At 65.6% G+C, this 15,307-nt stretch carries 18 protein-coding genes and 3 pseudogenes; 7 read left to right on the top strand and 14 right to left on the bottom strand.

What is annotated here, in order from left to right:
• Positions 1-174: 174 nt before the first annotated feature.
• The 4 genes from ligD to Pph01_RS39815 form a co-directional block, all read right to left on the bottom strand.
• Positions 175-1,164, bottom strand: coding sequence for a non-homologous end-joining DNA ligase (ligD, locus tag Pph01_RS39830; RefSeq protein ID WP_239117359.1), 990 nt, complete (start codon positions 1,162-1,164; stop codon positions 175-177).
• Between the two features lie 48 nt (positions 1,165-1,212).
• Positions 1,213-1,548, bottom strand: coding sequence for an STAS domain-containing protein (locus Pph01_RS39825; RefSeq protein WP_204078448.1), 336 nt, complete (start codon positions 1,546-1,548; stop codon positions 1,213-1,215).
• A 669-nt stretch (positions 1,549-2,217) separates the two neighbouring features.
• Complete coding sequence (locus Pph01_RS39820; RefSeq protein WP_308441944.1) at positions 2,218-3,180, bottom strand: alpha/beta fold hydrolase; 963 nt, start codon at positions 3,178-3,180, stop codon at positions 2,218-2,220.
• 238 nt (positions 3,181-3,418) lie between these two features.
• Positions 3,419-3,568: a GPGG-motif small membrane protein gene (locus Pph01_RS39815; RefSeq protein ID WP_203958304.1), complete on the bottom strand. Its 150-nt coding sequence runs from the start codon at positions 3,566-3,568 to the stop codon at positions 3,419-3,421.
• 121 nt (positions 3,569-3,689) lie between these two features.
• On the opposite strand from Pph01_RS39815, the gene Pph01_RS39810 reads away from it, so the two are divergent.
• Positions 3,690-4,646, top strand: a complete 957-nt coding sequence (locus Pph01_RS39810; RefSeq protein WP_204078447.1) for a TIGR03557 family F420-dependent LLM class oxidoreductase — start codon at positions 3,690-3,692, stop codon at positions 4,644-4,646.
• Positions 4,647-4,827: 181 nt separating this feature from the next.
• Here the strand turns inward: Pph01_RS39810 and Pph01_RS39805 are convergent, their stop codons facing one another.
• From Pph01_RS39805 to Pph01_RS39795, 3 genes are read right to left on the bottom strand one after another with little or no spacing between them, the layout of a single operon-like run.
• The gene (locus Pph01_RS39805; protein WP_204078446.1) at positions 4,828-5,709 is read right to left on the bottom strand and encodes a DUF72 domain-containing protein; all 882 of its coding nucleotides are present in this window, start codon (positions 5,707-5,709) and stop codon (positions 4,828-4,830) included.
• 23 nt (positions 5,710-5,732) lie between these two features.
• Positions 5,733-6,902, bottom strand: coding sequence for a zinc-dependent alcohol dehydrogenase (locus tag Pph01_RS39800; RefSeq protein WP_204078445.1), 1,170 nt, complete (start codon positions 6,900-6,902; stop codon positions 5,733-5,735).
• Between the two features lie 10 nt (positions 6,903-6,912).
• The gene (locus tag Pph01_RS39795; protein WP_239117358.1) at positions 6,913-7,830 is read right to left on the bottom strand and encodes an SRPBCC family protein; all 918 of its coding nucleotides are present in this window, start codon (positions 7,828-7,830) and stop codon (positions 6,913-6,915) included.
• Positions 7,831-8,384: 554 nt separating this feature from the next.
• Here Pph01_RS39795 and Pph01_RS39790 point away from each other — a divergent pair.
• Together Pph01_RS39790 and Pph01_RS39785 are read left to right on the top strand one after the other, a co-directional pair.
• Positions 8,385-8,609: a hypothetical protein gene (locus Pph01_RS39790; protein WP_204078444.1), complete on the top strand. Its 225-nt coding sequence runs from the start codon at positions 8,385-8,387 to the stop codon at positions 8,607-8,609.
• A 240-nt stretch (positions 8,610-8,849) separates the two neighbouring features.
• Entirely contained in the window at positions 8,850-9,095 is a 246-nt protein-coding gene (locus Pph01_RS39785; protein WP_204078443.1) for a hypothetical protein, read from the top strand.
• Between the two features lie 279 nt (positions 9,096-9,374).
• Here the strand turns inward: Pph01_RS39785 and Pph01_RS39780 are convergent, their stop codons facing one another.
• Entirely contained in the window at positions 9,375-9,896 is a 522-nt protein-coding gene (locus Pph01_RS39780) for a DUF4142 domain-containing protein (RefSeq protein ID WP_204078442.1), read from the bottom strand.
• Positions 9,897-10,031: 135 nt separating this feature from the next.
• Between Pph01_RS39780 and Pph01_RS39775 the strand changes: the two are divergent.
• Both Pph01_RS39775 and Pph01_RS39770 read left to right on the top strand, forming a co-directional pair.
• Positions 10,032-10,244, top strand: a pseudogene (locus Pph01_RS39775) (response regulator transcription factor); the annotation flags it as partial.
• A 120-nt stretch (positions 10,245-10,364) separates the two neighbouring features.
• Positions 10,365-10,784, top strand: a pseudogene (locus tag Pph01_RS39770) (alpha-hydroxy-acid oxidizing protein).
• 69 nt (positions 10,785-10,853) lie between these two features.
• Here Pph01_RS39770 and Pph01_RS43115 read toward each other — a convergent pair.
• From Pph01_RS43115 to Pph01_RS39750, 5 genes and pseudogenes are all read right to left on the bottom strand, one after another.
• Positions 10,854-11,183 (bottom strand): patatin-like phospholipase family protein, encoded by a 330-nt coding sequence (locus tag Pph01_RS43115; protein WP_239117357.1) that lies wholly within the window; start codon positions 11,181-11,183, stop codon positions 10,854-10,856.
• 67 nt (positions 11,184-11,250) lie between these two features.
• A pseudogene (locus Pph01_RS43795) lies at positions 11,251-11,763 on the bottom strand (patatin-like phospholipase family protein); the annotation flags it as partial.
• A gap of 85 nt (positions 11,764-11,848) precedes the next feature.
• Positions 11,849-12,025 carry an SPW repeat domain-containing protein gene (locus Pph01_RS39760; RefSeq protein WP_204078440.1) on the bottom strand — a complete coding sequence of 59 codons (177 nt, stop codon included), beginning with the start codon at positions 12,023-12,025 and terminating at the stop codon, positions 11,849-11,851.
• 14 nt (positions 12,026-12,039) lie between these two features.
• Entirely contained in the window at positions 12,040-12,402 is a 363-nt protein-coding gene (locus Pph01_RS39755) for an STAS domain-containing protein (protein WP_239117355.1), read from the bottom strand.
• 832 nt (positions 12,403-13,234) lie between these two features.
• Positions 13,235-13,573 carry a helix-turn-helix transcriptional regulator gene (locus Pph01_RS39750; protein WP_204078438.1) on the bottom strand — a complete coding sequence of 113 codons (339 nt, stop codon included), beginning with the start codon at positions 13,571-13,573 and terminating at the stop codon, positions 13,235-13,237.
• Positions 13,574-13,755: 182 nt separating this feature from the next.
• On the opposite strand from Pph01_RS39750, the gene Pph01_RS39745 reads away from it, so the two are divergent.
• Positions 13,756-14,202 carry an STAS domain-containing protein gene (locus Pph01_RS39745; RefSeq protein ID WP_204078437.1) on the top strand — a complete coding sequence of 149 codons (447 nt, stop codon included), beginning with the start codon at positions 13,756-13,758 and terminating at the stop codon, positions 14,200-14,202.
• Between the two features lie 56 nt (positions 14,203-14,258).
• Here Pph01_RS39745 and Pph01_RS39740 read toward each other — a convergent pair whose 3' ends face one another.
• Positions 14,259-14,549 (bottom strand): hypothetical protein, encoded by a 291-nt coding sequence (locus Pph01_RS39740; protein WP_204078436.1) that lies wholly within the window; start codon positions 14,547-14,549, stop codon positions 14,259-14,261.
• Positions 14,550-14,736: 187 nt separating this feature from the next.
• Between Pph01_RS39740 and Pph01_RS39735 the strand changes: the two genes are divergently transcribed.
• Positions 14,737-15,180 (top strand): hypothetical protein, encoded by a 444-nt coding sequence (locus Pph01_RS39735; protein ID WP_204078435.1) that lies wholly within the window; start codon positions 14,737-14,739, stop codon positions 15,178-15,180.
• The last annotated feature ends 127 nt before the right edge of the window (positions 15,181-15,307 follow it).

The following is a 15,307-nucleotide window of genomic DNA, read 5'->3' as shown; positions in this document are numbered from 1 at the left end:
TCGCCACCGCCAGGGCGTCCGCCGCCGTGCCGACGGCCGCCACGATCAGGCGACTGCGAACACGACGGCCGCCAGCCGGATGTGGAGCTCATCGCGCGGCATCTCCGACAGGGACTGCCGGTCCTCCGGGCCCGGGATCGGGTTTCCTGGCTGACTCATGATCGCCCCCCTTGTTCAGCCGACTTGCCGCCCTGGCGGCACCTCGCGGACGACGTCGCCGGGGTCCTTGTCCGATCGCAGCCCACGCCACGACGGGTGACGCAGGATGCCGTCGGCGGTCCACTCGGCGTACTGCACCTCGCCCACGAGGCGCGGCTCCACCCATTGGGCGTAGCGGGCGTGCTCGCGCGGCACCGGCCCGTCGAACGGTGAGCTGCTGCGTCGCAGCGGCGCCAGCACTTCGGCCAGGTCGCGCAGCGCGGCTTCGGTGAATCCGGTGCCGACGTGGCCGGCGAACACGAGGCGGCCGGCCTCGTCGTGGACGCCGAGCAGCAGCGAGCCGATCATTCCGGCGCGGTGTCCGCCGCCGGGTTTCCACCCGCCGATCACGACCTCCTGGGTGGCGACGTTCTTCACCTTCGTCCAGTCGGCCGACCGTTTCCCCGGCCGGTACGGCGAGTCGAGCCGCTTCGCGACGACGCCCTCCAGGCCCATCCGTTGAGACATGGTGACCGCGGTCTGCCCGGCGTCGGGGAACCACGCCGGCACCTGCCAGCGCGCGCCCGCCGTGACAACGTCCTCGAGGAGGCTCCGCCGCTCGGTGTACGCCATCTTCGTCGAGGTGACGGCGTTGATGTGCAGGATGTCGAACACGAGGTAGGTGACGGGGGCCAGCTTGACGAGCTGGATGATCGTTTCTGAATGGCGCTGGTGCATGCGGGGCTGCAGGGCCGAGAACGACGGCCGGCCGTTCTCGTCGAACGCGACGATCTCGCCGTCGAGGACGCAGTCGTGCCCGCCGGTCGACCCGGCCAGCGGATACACCTCCGGGTAGGCGACGGTGACGTCGTTGCCGTTGCGGGAGATGAGCCGCAGGGCCCGGTTCTCCACGTAGGCGAGGGCGCGGACGCCGTCCCATTTCATCTCGTGGGCGTAGTCCGCTGACGGCTCGGGCAGCGGGCCGAGCTGGGCCATCATCGGCGTGTACGGAGGCAGAGACCCCACGCCGGTCCTGGTACCCCAACCGAAGATCGGTACAGGCAGGGGCTGGCCTTACGCGCTGGCGGCCTCCGCCACCGAGTCGAACACCGGAAACGCCGCCCCGCGTAAACCTGTGATGCTCAGGAGTCGATCGAAGCTGCCATGCACCCCGGCGAGCCGTACGAAGCCGCCGCGCTTGATCGCCGTGGCCCGGGCCTCCAGCAGAACCCCCAAGCCCGTGGAGTCGCAGAACGACAGCCGAGACGCGTCGATGATGAGATGGGGTCGACCTTCGGCGAGTTGCTTGTTCAGCACGGCACTCAGCAGGTCGGCCGAAAGGAAATCAATCTCACCGTCCGCAGCGACTACGGCGTGAGTCGCCTCATGATTGACGGTCAGTTCTAGCATCGTGCCCCTTCCGCCCCATAGGGCGGCTCATAGAGATGACCGGTCGCCGGCTCTTCACGTCTGTGCTCCACTGGTGGCGCATGCGGACGCTCACTCGTAGATGCCGCTCTGTGGCACCTTCTCGCCGAGGTGGTACCTGTTGACCTGGTCCATTGCCATTGGAGCCGAGTACCCGACATATCGGAATTAACGCACCAAATTGGCAAGAATTGGCTAGTTGCAAGAGTGCCAGGCAGGCGTCCCGAAGCCGGCTCACTCGCCAGCAAAGGGAAGTGGGGCGGCCCCGGGCGAGCGCGGCAGCAACCCTCCCGGGAGCGGCGGGCGCTTTTTGCCGCCTCAAACCGCGCGGTCCGGATTGGCGTTGCTGACCTTCGGTGATGAAACGCCCGTGCGCTTCTTCCGCTAAGGAGCAGTGCGCGTGGGCCTGGTCCGAGTTTTGCCAGGTTGTCCCGCTCTTGTCCACCGGGGACACGAGGAGCGCCCGCTACCGGGGGGTTCAGGGCGCTCCTCGCCCGTTCACGCATCCTTCCGTGGCCAGCCACCCCTGACACCTGCTGGTCGGCGGCATCGACATCGCGAACGTCAGGGTCAACTCCGCTCCTGGCGTGCTCGGCGGTCTCATCGGAACGATCTCCGGCTCGGGCGGGACCTACATCGGACGTGCGAAGATCAGGGAACGTCAAGAGCCGCCGACGGATAGAGGAACGCGCGCAGGGCGGCGGCCAGCTCGTACGGCGCCTCCTCTGACATGTGATGGCCGCAGTCGAGCGGGTACCCCTGGACGTCGCCGGCCCAGTCTCGCCAGATGGTGAGGATGTCGTCGTAGAGCTCGGGCAGGTCGTCGCGGGTGCCCCACAGTATGAGCAGCGGACACTGAATTTTGCGGTCCGCCGCTTGGTCGGCATCGTCGGCCGCGCGGTCCACGCCGAGCCCGGCACGGTAGTCCTCCATCATGGCGTGCACCGCGTTCGGGTCATGGATCGCGCGCCGGAAGTCCTCGTACGCCTCCGCGCCCATCTCGTCGGCGGTGGCCTTGTACCACGCGTCCGGGTCGGCATTGATCAAACGCTCGGCAGGATTCTCAGTCTGCCCGAAGAAGAACCAGTGGTACCACGAGGCGGCGAAGCGGGCATCACAGCGCTTGAGCGCCTCGCCGATCGGCACGTCACCGAGGATGACCAGGCGGTCCACCGCCTCAGGATGGTCGAGCGCCAGGCGCTGGGCAACGTATCCGCCCCGGTCGTGCCCGACCACGGCGAAGCGTTCGTGCCCAAGCCGTCGCATCAACGTCAGACAGTCGCCGGCCATGGCCCGCTTCGAGTACGGCGAGTGGTCGGGGGAGGTGGGCGGCTTCGACGACTGGCCATACCCCCGCAGGTCCGGGCAGACGACGTGAAAATCGTCGGAGAGCAGCGGCGCCACCCGATGCCATGTGGCATGCGTGCGCGGATGGCCGTGGAGCAACAGGACGGGAGGCCCCGCACCGCCGACCCGTACCCGCAGCTCCACCTCACCGACATCGATCCGTTCCAGTGCGAATCCCTCAAACACCAGCACACCTCCGGACGGCCACTGTCCGCCGATGCGAGGTCTAAACGGCCCTCCTGAAGAGGTGGGAGATACGAGTGCCATGCGCAGAGCCACCGACGACCGTTGCAGGTCAGCCCGGTTTCATCGCAGGTTGCGGCGCGGCTTGATCAGTTGGCGGGGGGGGCAATTCCAGAATCTTTCGGCGTGTTCGGATGGTTATCGCTCCGCTGCCCGTGGCTCGGTTTGGACCGAGCGAGCGGATCGCGATGCTGCGGGCTGGCTGAAACAAGCGGGACGGCGGTCAGCTGACACCGACCGTTCGTTGTTCAGGGGGTGCCGACTATGGATTGAAGATGCTGACGCCTCCGGGGCCGACGAGGAGCCCGACGACGATGAGGACGATCCCCCAGAGGATGTCCCGACGCGCCAGGATGACGTAGATCCCGGCGATTACGAGTACGACGGCGATGAGCCAGAGGAGCGTAGCCATAGACCTCCAGGTGCCCTGGCAAATGACCTCATAACATCAGCGGTCGCAGCGGTCGGTGTTTTGGGTCAATGAACGCCTATCGGCGGACGTTTGCTTTAAGAGCACCGGGCACGTGGCCTCTATGACCACATTCGGATACTTCCTCTCGAGCGAGGAGCACGACCCCAAGGCGCTCGTACGGCAGGCCAAACTGGCTGAGCAGGCCGGGTTCGAGGCTCTGTGGATCTCCGACCACTTTCATCCCTGGCTCGACGAACAGGGGCAGAGCTCGTTCGTCTGGTCGGTCATCGGAGCGATCTCGGAGGCCACCTCGCTGCCCGTGACCACCGCGGTCACCTGCCCGATCATCCGGATCCACCCCGCGATCATCGCCCAGGCCGCGGCCACCGCCCAGATCCTGCTCGACGGGAGGTTCCGGCTCGGGGTCGGCACGGGGGAGGCGCTCAACGAGCATATCCTCGGTGATCCGTGGCCGCCTGCGGAGGAACGGCAACGGATGCTGGAGGAGGCGCTGGAGCTCATCCGGAAACTGTGGAGCGGCGAACTCGTCACCCACCGGGGCGAGTTCTACGACGTGGATACGGCACGGATCTACTCGCTGCCGGACACGCCGCCGCCCGTCTACATCTCCGGATTCGGTCCCAAGGCGGTCGAACTCGCCGGACGGGCCGGCGACGGGTACATCTCCACCTCACCCGACCGTGATCTCGTCGAACAGTTCCACAAGGCGGGCGGCACAGGGAAGCCCACAGCGGCGGGCATCAAGGTCTGCTGGGCCCATGACGAGGGCAGTGCGCGTGAGACGGTGCACCGGTTGTGGCCGACGAGCGCGATTCCCGGCGAGGCCAACCAGCTCCTGCCGCTGCCGCGCCATTTCGAGCAGCTCGCCCAACTCGTCACCGTGGAGGAGGCGACGGAGAACGTGCCCTGCGGGCCGTCTGTCGACGACCATCTCCGGTCGATAAGGCAGTACGTCGAGGCCGGGTTCGACGAGGTCTACATCTCCCAGATCGGTCCCGACCAGGAGGGCTTCTTCTCCTTCTACTCGGTCGAGATCCTGCCCCGGCTGAACGCGTAGAGGGCGGAAAGAATGCATGAGGCGGCCGGCATCGCGCAGTCCGCTTTGGTCCGCGCTACTTGTCGTTGTCGCGGAGAAGCGAGACGAGGGGCCGGACGAACCACAACCAGGTGCCCAAGGCGGCGATCGCCGCGGAGATGACCACCGCGAGCCGCAGCCTGGTCAGGCCATCGACCGAACCCTATTCGAATGCTCTCAACAGATCCGCGAGTTGCCGGGCGTTGGTTTGCGCGTAGTCGCGGTAGCAGTTGTTCATGAGCGCGTGCGTGCTGGAGGTCTCCCCGGCCAGCTCGTGCAGCTTCGGCGCCCACTCCCGCAGTTCCTCGGTGGAGTAGAGATAGCCGAAGCGTTCGTGAATGTCGTGGCTGGTCCACTTGTCGCTGTGGCCGTGGAACCTGACTATTTCGAGGTCAGCCGTGGCCGCCACAACAGGGGGAATCGAGCAGGGATGCCCTTGGGGCATGTCGACGCAAACGTAGGGGATGTCGTGCGAGCGCAGGAAGTCCAGCGTCTCGGCCTGGTTGTCCTCAGTCATCCAGGTTCGATTGCGGAACTCGACCGACATTCGCAACGGGTCACACCGCCGTTTGCATTCGAGGATGTAGTTCTTGTTGCGCCTGCCGATCGGGAACCATCGTGGGAACTGGAAGAGCACCGCGCCGAGCTTGCCGGCCTCGCGGATCGGTAACAGCGCGGAGACGAAGCGTTCCCATACCTTGTCGGCGCGTCCGTGATCCAGGTCCCGCACATAGAGGTTCCTCCTGCCCGTACCGGATTCGATCCGCAACTCCTTGGGCAGCGCCGCCGGACGGGTCGGATGACAGGTCAGCAATGAGAACGCCTTGACGTCGAAGGTGAAGCCCTGCGGGGTCCGCCGGACCCACGATCGCACCGTCTCGGCTGCGGGCAGGGCGTAGTACGTCGAATCCACCTCCACAAGCGGGAACCGGTTCGCGTAGTACCGAAGGCGTTCCTCCGGCGTCGTGGCGTCCGGCGGGTACCAGCCGGACCGCAGGAGTGTGGCGTCCGTCCACGACGCCGTGCCGACCAGGATCTCTCCCATGTCTCACCACCGAGGGCGTACAGCTAGGCCGAGAGCACGACCTTGTTGCAGTCGTCGACCTTGTTCTTGAACATGTCGTAGCCCCGCGGGGCGTCGCGCAGCGGCAGTCGGTGAGTGATGACGAAGCTCGGGTCGATGTCGCCGTTCTCGATCCGGCGGAGCAGCGGCTTCAGATACCGCTGCACATGGCACTGCCCCGACCTCAGCGTCAACGACCTGTTCATGAATGATCCCACCGGGAACTTGTCGACGAATCCCGCGTAGACCCCGATGACGGAAACCGTTCCCCCGTTGCGGCATGCCATGATCGCTTCACGCAGTGCGTACGGCCGGTCCGTCTCCATGCGCGTCGCCTGCTTTGTGCGGTCGTAGGCGTACATCGCCGGGTTGGGGTGGTGGGCTTCCATGCCCACGGCATCGATGCACGCGTCAGGCCCGCGGCCGGCGGTGATGTCGAGCAGCGCCTCTTGGACGTCGACGTCCTCGTAGTCGATCGTCTCAGCCCCCGCCCGCTCGGCGATTTTCAAGCGGTAGGGAAAGCGGTCGATGCAGATCACGCGCTCGGCGCCCATGAGGTAGGCGCTGGCGACCGCGAACTGACCGACTGGGCCGGCGCCCCAGACCGCGATCACATCTCCCGGCTTGATGTCGCACATCTCGGCGCCCATCCATCCGGTGGGCAGGATGTCGGACAGGAACAGCACCTTCTCGTCGGGAAGCCCATTCTCGATCTTGATGGGGCCGATGTCCGCGAACGGCACTCTGGCGTACTCGGCCTGGCCGCCCGGATACCCGCCCAGCATGTGGGAGTACCCGAAGATCCCCGCGGGCGCGTGGCCCATGAACTTCTCCGCCAGTCCCGCGTTGGGATTGGAGTTTTCGCACAGCGAGAACATGTCGTGCTCGCACGCGTTGCAGTGTCCGCAGGCGATGGGGAAGGGCACCACCACTCTGTCGCCGACCCGGAGGTTCGACACGGAGGGTCCCACCTCCACGACCTCTCCCATGAACTCGTGGCCGAGGATGTCGCCCTTCTTCATGGTCAGGACGTACCCGTCCAGGAGATGCAGGTCGGAGCCGCAGATCGCGGTCGACGTGATCCGCACGATCGCGTCACGGCTGTTGAGGATCTTCGGGTCGGGCACGTCCCGCACCTCGACGGTGTTGCGGCCCATCCAGCAGTTCGCCTTCATCGGAGCCTCCTCACGCGACCGGCTGCGCACGTCGTTGGAATGCCTGCCGCAGCGCCCGGGTGCCCTCAGGGCTGCCCTCCGACCTGACCACCTCGCCGGTCTCCATGACCTGCTTGAATCGGCGCAGGTCGTCCCGTACCTGTTGCTCGGGATGCTCACCTGTCAGCCTGGCCAGGGCGCCTCCCAGCCTGCCCGCAGGCACGTGGTACAGCAGTCGCACGCGCACCTCGGTCCCGCGGCCGCCGGGCGCGTCGGTGAACCGCACGATTCCGCTGTTCGGCACGAGGGAACCGCCGGTCGATCGCCAGGCGATCAGCTCCCCGGGGCGGTCCTCGACGATCTCGGCGTCCCACTCCACGGCCTTCGTCGCCGGGCCGCGCACCCTCCAGTGGGTCTGCCCGTCGCTCATCCTCACCGAGTCGACGTGCGTCATGAAGCGGGGGAAGTTTTCGAAGTCGTGCCAGAACCGGTAGACCTCCTCCCGAGGGCGTTTCACGGTGATGGCGGCGCGCAGTTCGCTCTCGGCCGTGTCCGCCGCTCGCCCTCGGGCCCGGCGGATCCTCAGTGCGGCGTACGCGCCCACGCCCGTGAGGGCGATGACCCCGGCGGTGGCGGCGGCGACCCGGCGGCGTCTTGCACCCGTACGTCCGACCAGCGCACCGGTGAGCGACGTAACGTCCACGGCGTCACCTGCGAGACGGTTCCAGAGCCCTGTTGCGTGCTTCCGCCCGCGCAGGAGGGTGGTCGCGTGAAGCAATTGCCGCGAGCCGGCCAGCTGTATGACCACCCGGGCTGCGGGCGAGTCATCGACCCCGCTGATGCGGGCTATGGCACGCGGGGCGGCGAGTTGCATTGCACCCAAGACGAGGCTGGCCCAGCCGAGCATGTGCGCGAGCCGGTCGGGCATGGAGTCGTGAGCACCACTCATAACGTCCTCGCAAAAGACTCTCGCTGCCGAGCTCCAACGTGGTCACGGCCTCTTCAACCACCATCACTGGCTGGCACCGGCCGGTCCGCGAGGGAGCAAAGCGAATATCCGCTGATATGACGTCGAATGTCTCCGTTGGCCTTACCCAGCCGCGACGAGGCGACACCCGACGCCTCGTCGCCGTCAGGCATCATCATGATGCCCAGCTCGGCCAGAGCCTGTTGGGACGGGCAGCCAGGCTGAACCTCCCTTACACGATTCGACTCCCCGGAAACCCGCACTCTGGGCAGAGCCTCAATATGCAGGTCAAGAATGCTTCGAACGAGGTTTCACACTCCCCTGAGGGAGCAGGGCACCGAAAAAGAATCAAAAGGATCTAAGAAGTAATGCACCACGGCTGTGAGTGCGTGGGGATCAACGAGAGCCTGGACGATGCGGCCGGCGGATGGCCAAACGGGACGTCGGAGCCTTGCCCATCTGCGGCGAGGACATCCGGCTCAAGGGCATCATCACCGACCGCGACCCCGCACGAGTACACCAACACCGTGACCACGATGTTCAACGAGCTCTACGACGAGAAGGCGGCCCGCGGCCGAAAAGCCGTGGCCAAAGTGAGCGAAGAGGCAGCTCAGGGACTCGAAGAGATCTCCGAGTCCGCCAGGCCGACGACCGACCGCCAGGAGAGGAAGGCTCCCGTTCGTTCTGCGTCGCAGACCAAGTCGGGGTCCAGGGCGCAACGCAGAAGCACAGCTTCACGTGACTGCATGTCTGCCGAATGATGAGCGCACGCTCAGGTCTGCAAGTCGTTCACAACATTAGGTCGGCCCGCTCACAGCCCAGGCGGCGCACGGGCGGTTGTCCGACGCGTTCCGTGTCGTCGCCCTCAATCCTCGGGCGGGGACCTGGAAGGCCTTCTGGGGGCTCATGCAGTTGATCCACGTACGGTTCGCCGACGTACCCGGGCTACGGCGCTGCTAACTGGCCTACGTCGAGGAGCCGACCAAGAGGGAGCGGCCATCGTGAGCGAGCCCGTCGAGGTGATGGAGCGGCTACGTGCGGCGGCGTGGACTGTAGCCGCGCCGTTCTTCCCTCACTGGGAGCACCGCGACGACGATGTGATCAAGCTTCTGGAAGTCTCCGCATGGGACCTGCGGATTATGGTGGTTCGCGCCGACGACCCCCAAGACAACGCCGAGACCTTGTGGGAGGGCGGTAGCGTCCAAGAGTTCTACTCGCGAATTCTGCGCGAGGTCTGCGAGGAATGAGCGACCAGCCGTCGCGAACCGGAGCCGCACTCGCAAAAATCCTGAGCGCAGAGCTGGGCGCGGCGCCCTGATTCTCGAAGGCCGGCGACTCGACCGCAGAGCGTCGACGTAGCCTCCGTCCTCATCCATGAGAGGTCACGGACCGGATGCTGGTGTCCGCGACCCAGGATCGTGGAGCCTGCCGGGCGGCCGGCGGGAGCCCTTCGAAGAGCTTGATCACGCATTTAGACGCTTCACGAGCCAGGAGATGGCAGCGGCAGCCCCATCGGCTTGGGAGGGTCAGTCGTTTTGCCCCTGGATGCTTTCAAGTAGATCAAGGTGCTCCTGGACGACCGGCTTGGCGTCGCGGGCGAGTTGCTTGACCTGCTCCGACGAGCCGTTCGACAGCTCCGTCGCAACAGCCGCGAGCGTCTTGCGGTGCCCGGTGATCTGTGAGGCGGTCCACGCCCGGTCGAACTCGGCGCCCTTCTTGTCGGAGACCTGCTCGAGCGCTGCCTGCTGCTCGTTGCTCGGTTCATCTGGAAGAGTGACGCCGACCTTGTCGGCCACTCTGCGGACCTCGTCGTCGAGAGCCTCGTGGTCGCGGATGAGCCGTGCGCCCATGCCGCGGACCGCCTCCGTGGTTGCCTGCTTCTGTGCGAGCTGTCCTGCCTTGATCTCCGCCAGGTTCCCCTGGTGCGCCTCGAGTAGGAACGTCCGGTCCTGTTCGTTGACATCGGGCGTTGTGGCGGCGTGAGTGCTGGCGCTGCCTACCAGCGCGACGGACATGATGGCGACCAGAGCGATGAGCCGTGTGAGCATCAATTCCTCCGATCCTCTCAGGACGGCAGGCTTATCAGCAGCGGTCACATCCGGAGCGACAGTTCTTAGCTTCATACCCACTGGAAGGTCCCGGCGGAAATGGGCCGTTTATGCTGCTCAAGAGGACCGGTGTTGGAAGTGCTAGGTCTACTGGCCCTCGGTCTCAGTAACGCAGAGTTCGCCGATCGCCTGTTCCTATCCGAGGCGACCGTCGCAACCCACGTCGCCCGCATCCTTGCCAAGCTCGGGCTCCGCGACCGTGTCCAGGCAGTCATCGTCGCCTACGAGACTGGACTGGTCAGCGTCGGGCGGCACCAAGGGGAGGCGCGGCCCGCCGGGCAGCCCTAAGCCCAAGGAAACATTCGTTTGCTCGGCCGCCACGGCGATCGCTGGCGCGAGGTCGTCTTCATGTAACCCTGCAGCACTAGCCCCGCCGTCGAAGAGTTAACAACGTGAGCCGAGCTGGAAGTGGGCACAGATTCCCAGAGCAGCGCCTACTTGGCGGCTGGCATATGTCACCCCGACGACGCCCGACGCGCGCGTGACCATGGCATCGACGCGATCTACTGCTCCAACCACGGCGGCTGACAGGCCAATGGCGGGCTCGCCGCGCTCGATCTGCTGCCCGGCGTCGTCGAGGCGGCCGGCGACCTGCCGGTGCTCTTCGACTCCGGCGTCCGTAGCGGCTCCGCGTCGCCAAGGCCATTGCCTTGGGAGCCACCGCGGTGGGGGATAGGCAGGCCGTACGCCTATGCGTTGGCCGTGGGAGTCTCTGACGGGCTGATCCACCACCTACGCTCAGTCCTCGCTGAGCTCGATCTTCTTATGGCCATCGACGGCTACCCCACGATCGCCGACCTCCGGGCCGCCGACATCCGCAGGACGTGAACGGCTGGCGGACCATTGTCACCGCCGATCACCCTGTGCGGTCTACTGGGGACTGCTTGTTTTGTCGCGCTAGGGTCCCTGGTCGCCTTCCAGCCAGCGCCTCGTGGCGTCGGAGGCCATGGTGATCAGATCGGCGGTTTGCCGGAAGTCGATGGGCAGCACGTCGACCGGGCACAGCGGCGGGAGCAGGTGCAGTCTTGTGGGCTGCTCGACTCGGGCGATAGAGGCGGCCATGCGCTGCTCGGCGAGCAGGTTGTACGCGTGGAGCATCATGCCGATGACACTGGAGGGCAGGCTCGGCAGTTGGCAGGAGAATCCCGGGCTGAGCCCGTACACCTCGTCGGCTCCACACGTGAACGCCGCGTCGAGCGTGGTGTGCCGTGCGAGGCCGCCGTCCATGAGCGGGCCGGCCGTCGACTTTCACGGTGGGGTAGAGGCCCGGGATCGCCGTGCTGGCCAGCAGGGCGGGTAGCGCCGGCCCGTGCGAGAGCAGTATCGGATCCCCGTTGTGTGCGTCGGCCGCCAGGACGGCGAGGCGGATCTCGGTGTTCTCGAGGCGGTCGAAGGGCAGGGCCCGGTCCAGGAAACAGGCCAGTTCCTTGTTGTCGAAGAGATGGTTCTGCCGGCCTGTGGCCACCGCCTCGATGGTGAGCGGATTCACCGGAAACGCATAGTTGCGCAGACCGAGCGCGCATGACCCGCCGCGCAGCGGGTGCCAGGGGAGGTAGCGAGCCAGGACGTGACCCATCTCGGCCAGGCTGAGCGGATAGAAGTCGTGGCGGCCTACCGACAACCGCAGTTTCGCGAGGTCCTCGACGCCTTCCGCATGGGGATGGGCCGCGTGGTGTGCCGCGTTGAGCGCGCCCACAGATGCCCCCACGACGAGATCGGCCCGATCCCCTGTTCGGTCAGAGCTCGCAACATCCCCACCTGGGCGGCGCCGAGGGCTTCCCGCGCCCCAAAGGACGAACGCTCTCATCCCTCCACCCCCGTGAATGGTCCGGCGTCGGGCGGAAGCCGGAGCTCAGGTCCGGCTTCCGCGCAGATGCGGCGTCACCCGACGGTCATCGGGCCCGGCTGTTCCCGAGGAACATCGCGCCGAGCCCGAGCAGGACGGCGACAGCGCCGGTCCAGACGTTGTTCCAGATGGTCGCCGTGGTGGCGACGTTGCCTCTGACGACCCACGGGGCTGCCGCTTGGGGGTCGATGGCAGCATCGGGATAGACAGGGGTGATGGGCACTCCTTGTCGCACTGCTACAGGACGTAGAGGCAGACGTAGTTTGCCTGTTTCAGGCAACCGGATCGGTGTGTGGACGCGATCGCGCTGGACAGCGTCGCGTGGATCGTGAAGCTTTGGTCCAGGCACGTGATGCGCAGCAGATGGGTCATCCGCATAGTCGGCGCCGCGAGCCGCAGCGTGATGCCACGCTCCCTGGTCTCACGCCGGATGCCTACCAACACGGCCAATCCGCATGCGTCGCAGAAGGACACACCGGACAGATCGAGTATGAGTACGTCCTTGGACTGTCGAAGCGCCTCATGTAGGTGCATCCTCATTGCCGGACCGGTGGCGATATCCATATCGCCATGGAGACCGACGATCGTGTAGGCGGACACGCGAACTGCCGGCAGACGCGACCGTGTGGGAGGCCGTGAGTGGACCGTGTTGGTGAGTTGTTTTGGCATCACAATCGCCTGGCTTACGTGTTGACTTACGCCTCGGGCGACGCCGACCCTGGTGCCAACGCACAAAGAGTCCTCTGTGACCCCAAGCTACGCTCGAAAGCAGCCTTTATGGGTGCAAGCCCGGCAACACCATGGAGATCTTCAGATACCTGTCAGCGGTACTTGGGCGGTAGTGACATCTCAGTCGCGTGCCACGGAGCCCTTCTGGCGTCGCGCCGGCTCACGATAGCCAGCCAGTAGGCGTAGGCGACGAGCCCTGCCATAACGGCCAGCATTGCGACGAGCGCGTTCCTGATCACGATTACCTCTGGGTGGCCGTCTTCTCTGTAATTTCGGGTCAGCTCACACACGTGGAACGACCCCGGCGCGGAGGCGCCAGCACCCTTACCGGGGCCGCCTGAGCATCCCGCCTGCCATCTGCGAGATTTGAAGGGCGGGACTTGGCTTCCCTACCCGGCCGGCAAGTGCCGAACCCGTGCGCGGGGCGGTTCACACCCTGACTATGGCCTTCAGCTTGCGTCCTCTTGCCTTGCGGTCCATGCTGCGCTCACCCGGTTTGACCTGCGTAGATGCTACGTTTCCGACTGCGCCTCCCTCTCGGGAGGAGACCGCGCGAGGGCCTGGCCCGAGTTCCGCCAGGCTGTCCCCCTCCACCAGGGGTCACAGGGGGCACCCGTTATCGGGGGGTGATGAGCGCTCCTTGCCCCCTCAGTTCTCGTGCCCCAGTCGCTTGGCTACGACGGATGGAGCGGGATGGGACTGTCTAGCTGAGCGCCGACTGTCGGGGGGTGTTCGTGGATGACTGATCGTGCGTATTGAACATGGCCAGTAGGACGCCGATGGGTGTGTTCGCCTCGGTCGGATAGCGGAAGCCCCGGCCAGGATTGATCTTGTAGTGGTTGCGGCGCCCGACCTTGAAGCACGTCACGTACTCCCCATCACGCAGGTCGTTCACGATGTTTTGCACCGCACGCTCGGTGATGCCGATGGCGTTCGCGATGTCTCGAAGTCGTGCTTCCGGATCGCGCGCAATCTCCAACAAGACCCGGGCGTGATGAGTCAGGAAGGTCCACGAGGACGAACGGGCGTCGGGGCTCGTCATGACGGCTTCCCACCTTTTTCGGCATCAGCCCGAACATGCGGACCTGCTAACGATACCTGATCATCTTCTCCTGAAGAAGGATACATGAAGACACTTTCGTATAAGTCCCTTCAGGTGTTAGGGTCCAATAGACGTGCCGACGTCGGCCGGTGCGCGATCTCGGAAGGTCAGGGGGTAGATCCATGACCGTGATCCGCAAAAGCGTCACACCGGGCGCCCGTAAGGCCGGCGACCCAGTCGAGGCCGTGTTGTACCTCGATCAGCACCTCCGCGTCACCTGCAATCTGGGACTTCGCACCACGCTCATCCAGTTGATCGGCGAGCTGGACGCCAGCAATGCCCAGGCGCTCGCCAGGACACTGACACAAGTCGGACGAGGTGAAGACACCCTCGTCATCGACACCGCCCAGCTCGACTTTATCGACCTCGCAGGCCTGCGCATGCTGACCGGACTCTGTCGCGACGACTCCGTCCTACTCATCAACGTGCCACGCCACATGCTTCGCTTGATCGAGCTTCTGGCCGGAGACACGGACGGGCCACAAGAGACCGTGAACCGTGGACAAGAGGCGACCACTGACGTCAGGACGGAAAGCAGCGCGGTGAGGCCCTTGCCTAGGGCCGGCTGAGCAGTGGGTCGTTCCTACGGCGCGTGAGGACTCGGGGCCATCTCCCTGTTTGGCGCTCAGGTGTCAAGGGGGTTGATCGGTACCGGAGTGCCCGTCGACGAATCGAGCCGCGTGCGGCGAACCTTCCGGTAGATCTCTCCGTCAATGCGCTGGACCATCGCGGCGGGCCGCCAGGCATCGCATTGCAGGAACGGATCCTTGTGTTTAGACCAGCCGCTTTTGGGGTTGTCCTCGATCCACCACAGGTGCGCCCACCAGCCATCGTCACGGCGTTGCCACTCGTCGATGTAGGAGTGATGGCCGCCGCGAACTAGGTCGCGGACCCGTGGAGGGAGGTCATGCGTCACCCCTCATCGCTACCCACTCGAACAAATGTTCTAACCAGCATGGAGAGCTTGGGCCGCAAAGCTCATCCTTTGCGACTGTGAGGGTTTCGGACCTGCACCCCCAGGAAGGGGAGACAGGAATCCAGGACCGTACCTGCAACGATACGTATCCCTTGAATCGAAGCTCCAACTCGTCAGGGGAGGAGTCATGACCGAGCCCACAACACGCGCTCGCAAGCCGAGGTCGGCGAGAAGCGGGAAGCGCGAGCCCGAGAAGCAGAAGGCCGGAGGACCGGTCGTGAAGCACGACGGTCAAAGGCGCGGGCTCACGCTGGACCTGCCGATGCTCCGCTTCAACGTCCACCCGCCGAGCCGCCAGCAGGTCGGAAACATGGTCGGCAGTGTGGCGGGCACCACTCGATCGGTGGCCGGCACCATGGCAGGCACCACCCGGTGGGTTCTGCAACCAGAGCACCTCGTTTACAGCGGCGCTCTCGCCGCTCTGGCCGCGTTCGAAGTGATCGAATGGCCGGTGGCCGCAGCCATGGAGGTCAGCCTGATCATTGCTGAGCGCAGCCGTACACAGTGGGGCAAGGCACGGGAGCAGCGGCCTTCCTCATTGAGGCAAAGTGCGGAGCCAGTGACCGCATGATATGACCCGCACTCATTTGCGGGGATGACGGACGCTGCTTGCCCGTGCCCGTCGCGTGCCCGTCAGTGCGGTGACTAACGGTAAGCCATGAGGGAGACGGCGTTCGGCGAACGTTCTTGTGCATCAT

Source organism: Planotetraspora phitsanulokensis, from assembly GCF_016863295.1.
GTDB lineage: Bacteria > Actinomycetota > Actinomycetes > Streptosporangiales > Streptosporangiaceae > Planotetraspora > Planotetraspora phitsanulokensis.
Note: the sequence above shows the minus strand (reverse complement) of the source record. Positions and strands in the feature narration are given on the sequence as shown.

What these genes read in the sequence shown, in the direction of transcription:
- Pph01_RS39825 (WP_204078448.1), bottom strand. Translation starts at nt 1,548, where the DNA reads ATGCTAGAACTGACCGTCAATCATGAGGCGACTCACGCCGTAGTCGCT.
- Pph01_RS39820 (WP_308441944.1), bottom strand. Translation starts at nt 3,180, where the DNA reads ATGGCACTCGTATCTCCCACCTCTTCAGGAGGGCCGTTTAGACCTCGC.
- Pph01_RS39815 (WP_203958304.1), bottom strand. Translation starts at nt 3,568, where the DNA reads ATGGCTACGCTCCTCTGGCTCATCGCCGTCGTACTCGTAATCGCCGGG.
- Pph01_RS39810 (WP_204078447.1), top strand. Translation starts at nt 3,690, where the DNA reads ATGACCACATTCGGATACTTCCTCTCGAGCGAGGAGCACGACCCCAAG.
- Pph01_RS39805 (WP_204078446.1), bottom strand. Translation starts at nt 5,709, where the DNA reads ATGGGAGAGATCCTGGTCGGCACGGCGTCGTGGACGGACGCCACACTC.
- Pph01_RS39800 (WP_204078445.1), bottom strand. Translation starts at nt 6,902, where the DNA reads ATGAAGGCGAACTGCTGGATGGGCCGCAACACCGTCGAGGTGCGGGAC.
- Pph01_RS39795 (WP_239117358.1), bottom strand. Translation starts at nt 7,830, where the DNA reads ATGAGTGGTGCTCACGACTCCATGCCCGACCGGCTCGCGCACATGCTC.
- Pph01_RS39790 (WP_204078444.1), top strand. Translation starts at nt 8,385, where the DNA reads ATGTTCAACGAGCTCTACGACGAGAAGGCGGCCCGCGGCCGAAAAGCC.
- Pph01_RS39780 (WP_204078442.1), bottom strand. Translation starts at nt 9,896, where the DNA reads ATGCTCACACGGCTCATCGCTCTGGTCGCCATCATGTCCGTCGCGCTG.
- Pph01_RS43115 (WP_239117357.1), bottom strand. Translation starts at nt 11,183, where the DNA reads ATGGACGGCGGCCTCGCACGGCACACCACGCTCGACGCGGCGTTCACG.
- Pph01_RS39750 (WP_204078438.1), bottom strand. Translation starts at nt 13,573, where the DNA reads ATGACGAGCCCCGACGCCCGTTCGTCCTCGTGGACCTTCCTGACTCAT.
- Pph01_RS39745 (WP_204078437.1), top strand. Translation starts at nt 13,756, where the DNA reads ATGACCGTGATCCGCAAAAGCGTCACACCGGGCGCCCGTAAGGCCGGC.
- Pph01_RS39735 (WP_204078435.1), top strand. Translation starts at nt 14,737, where the DNA reads ATGACCGAGCCCACAACACGCGCTCGCAAGCCGAGGTCGGCGAGAAGC.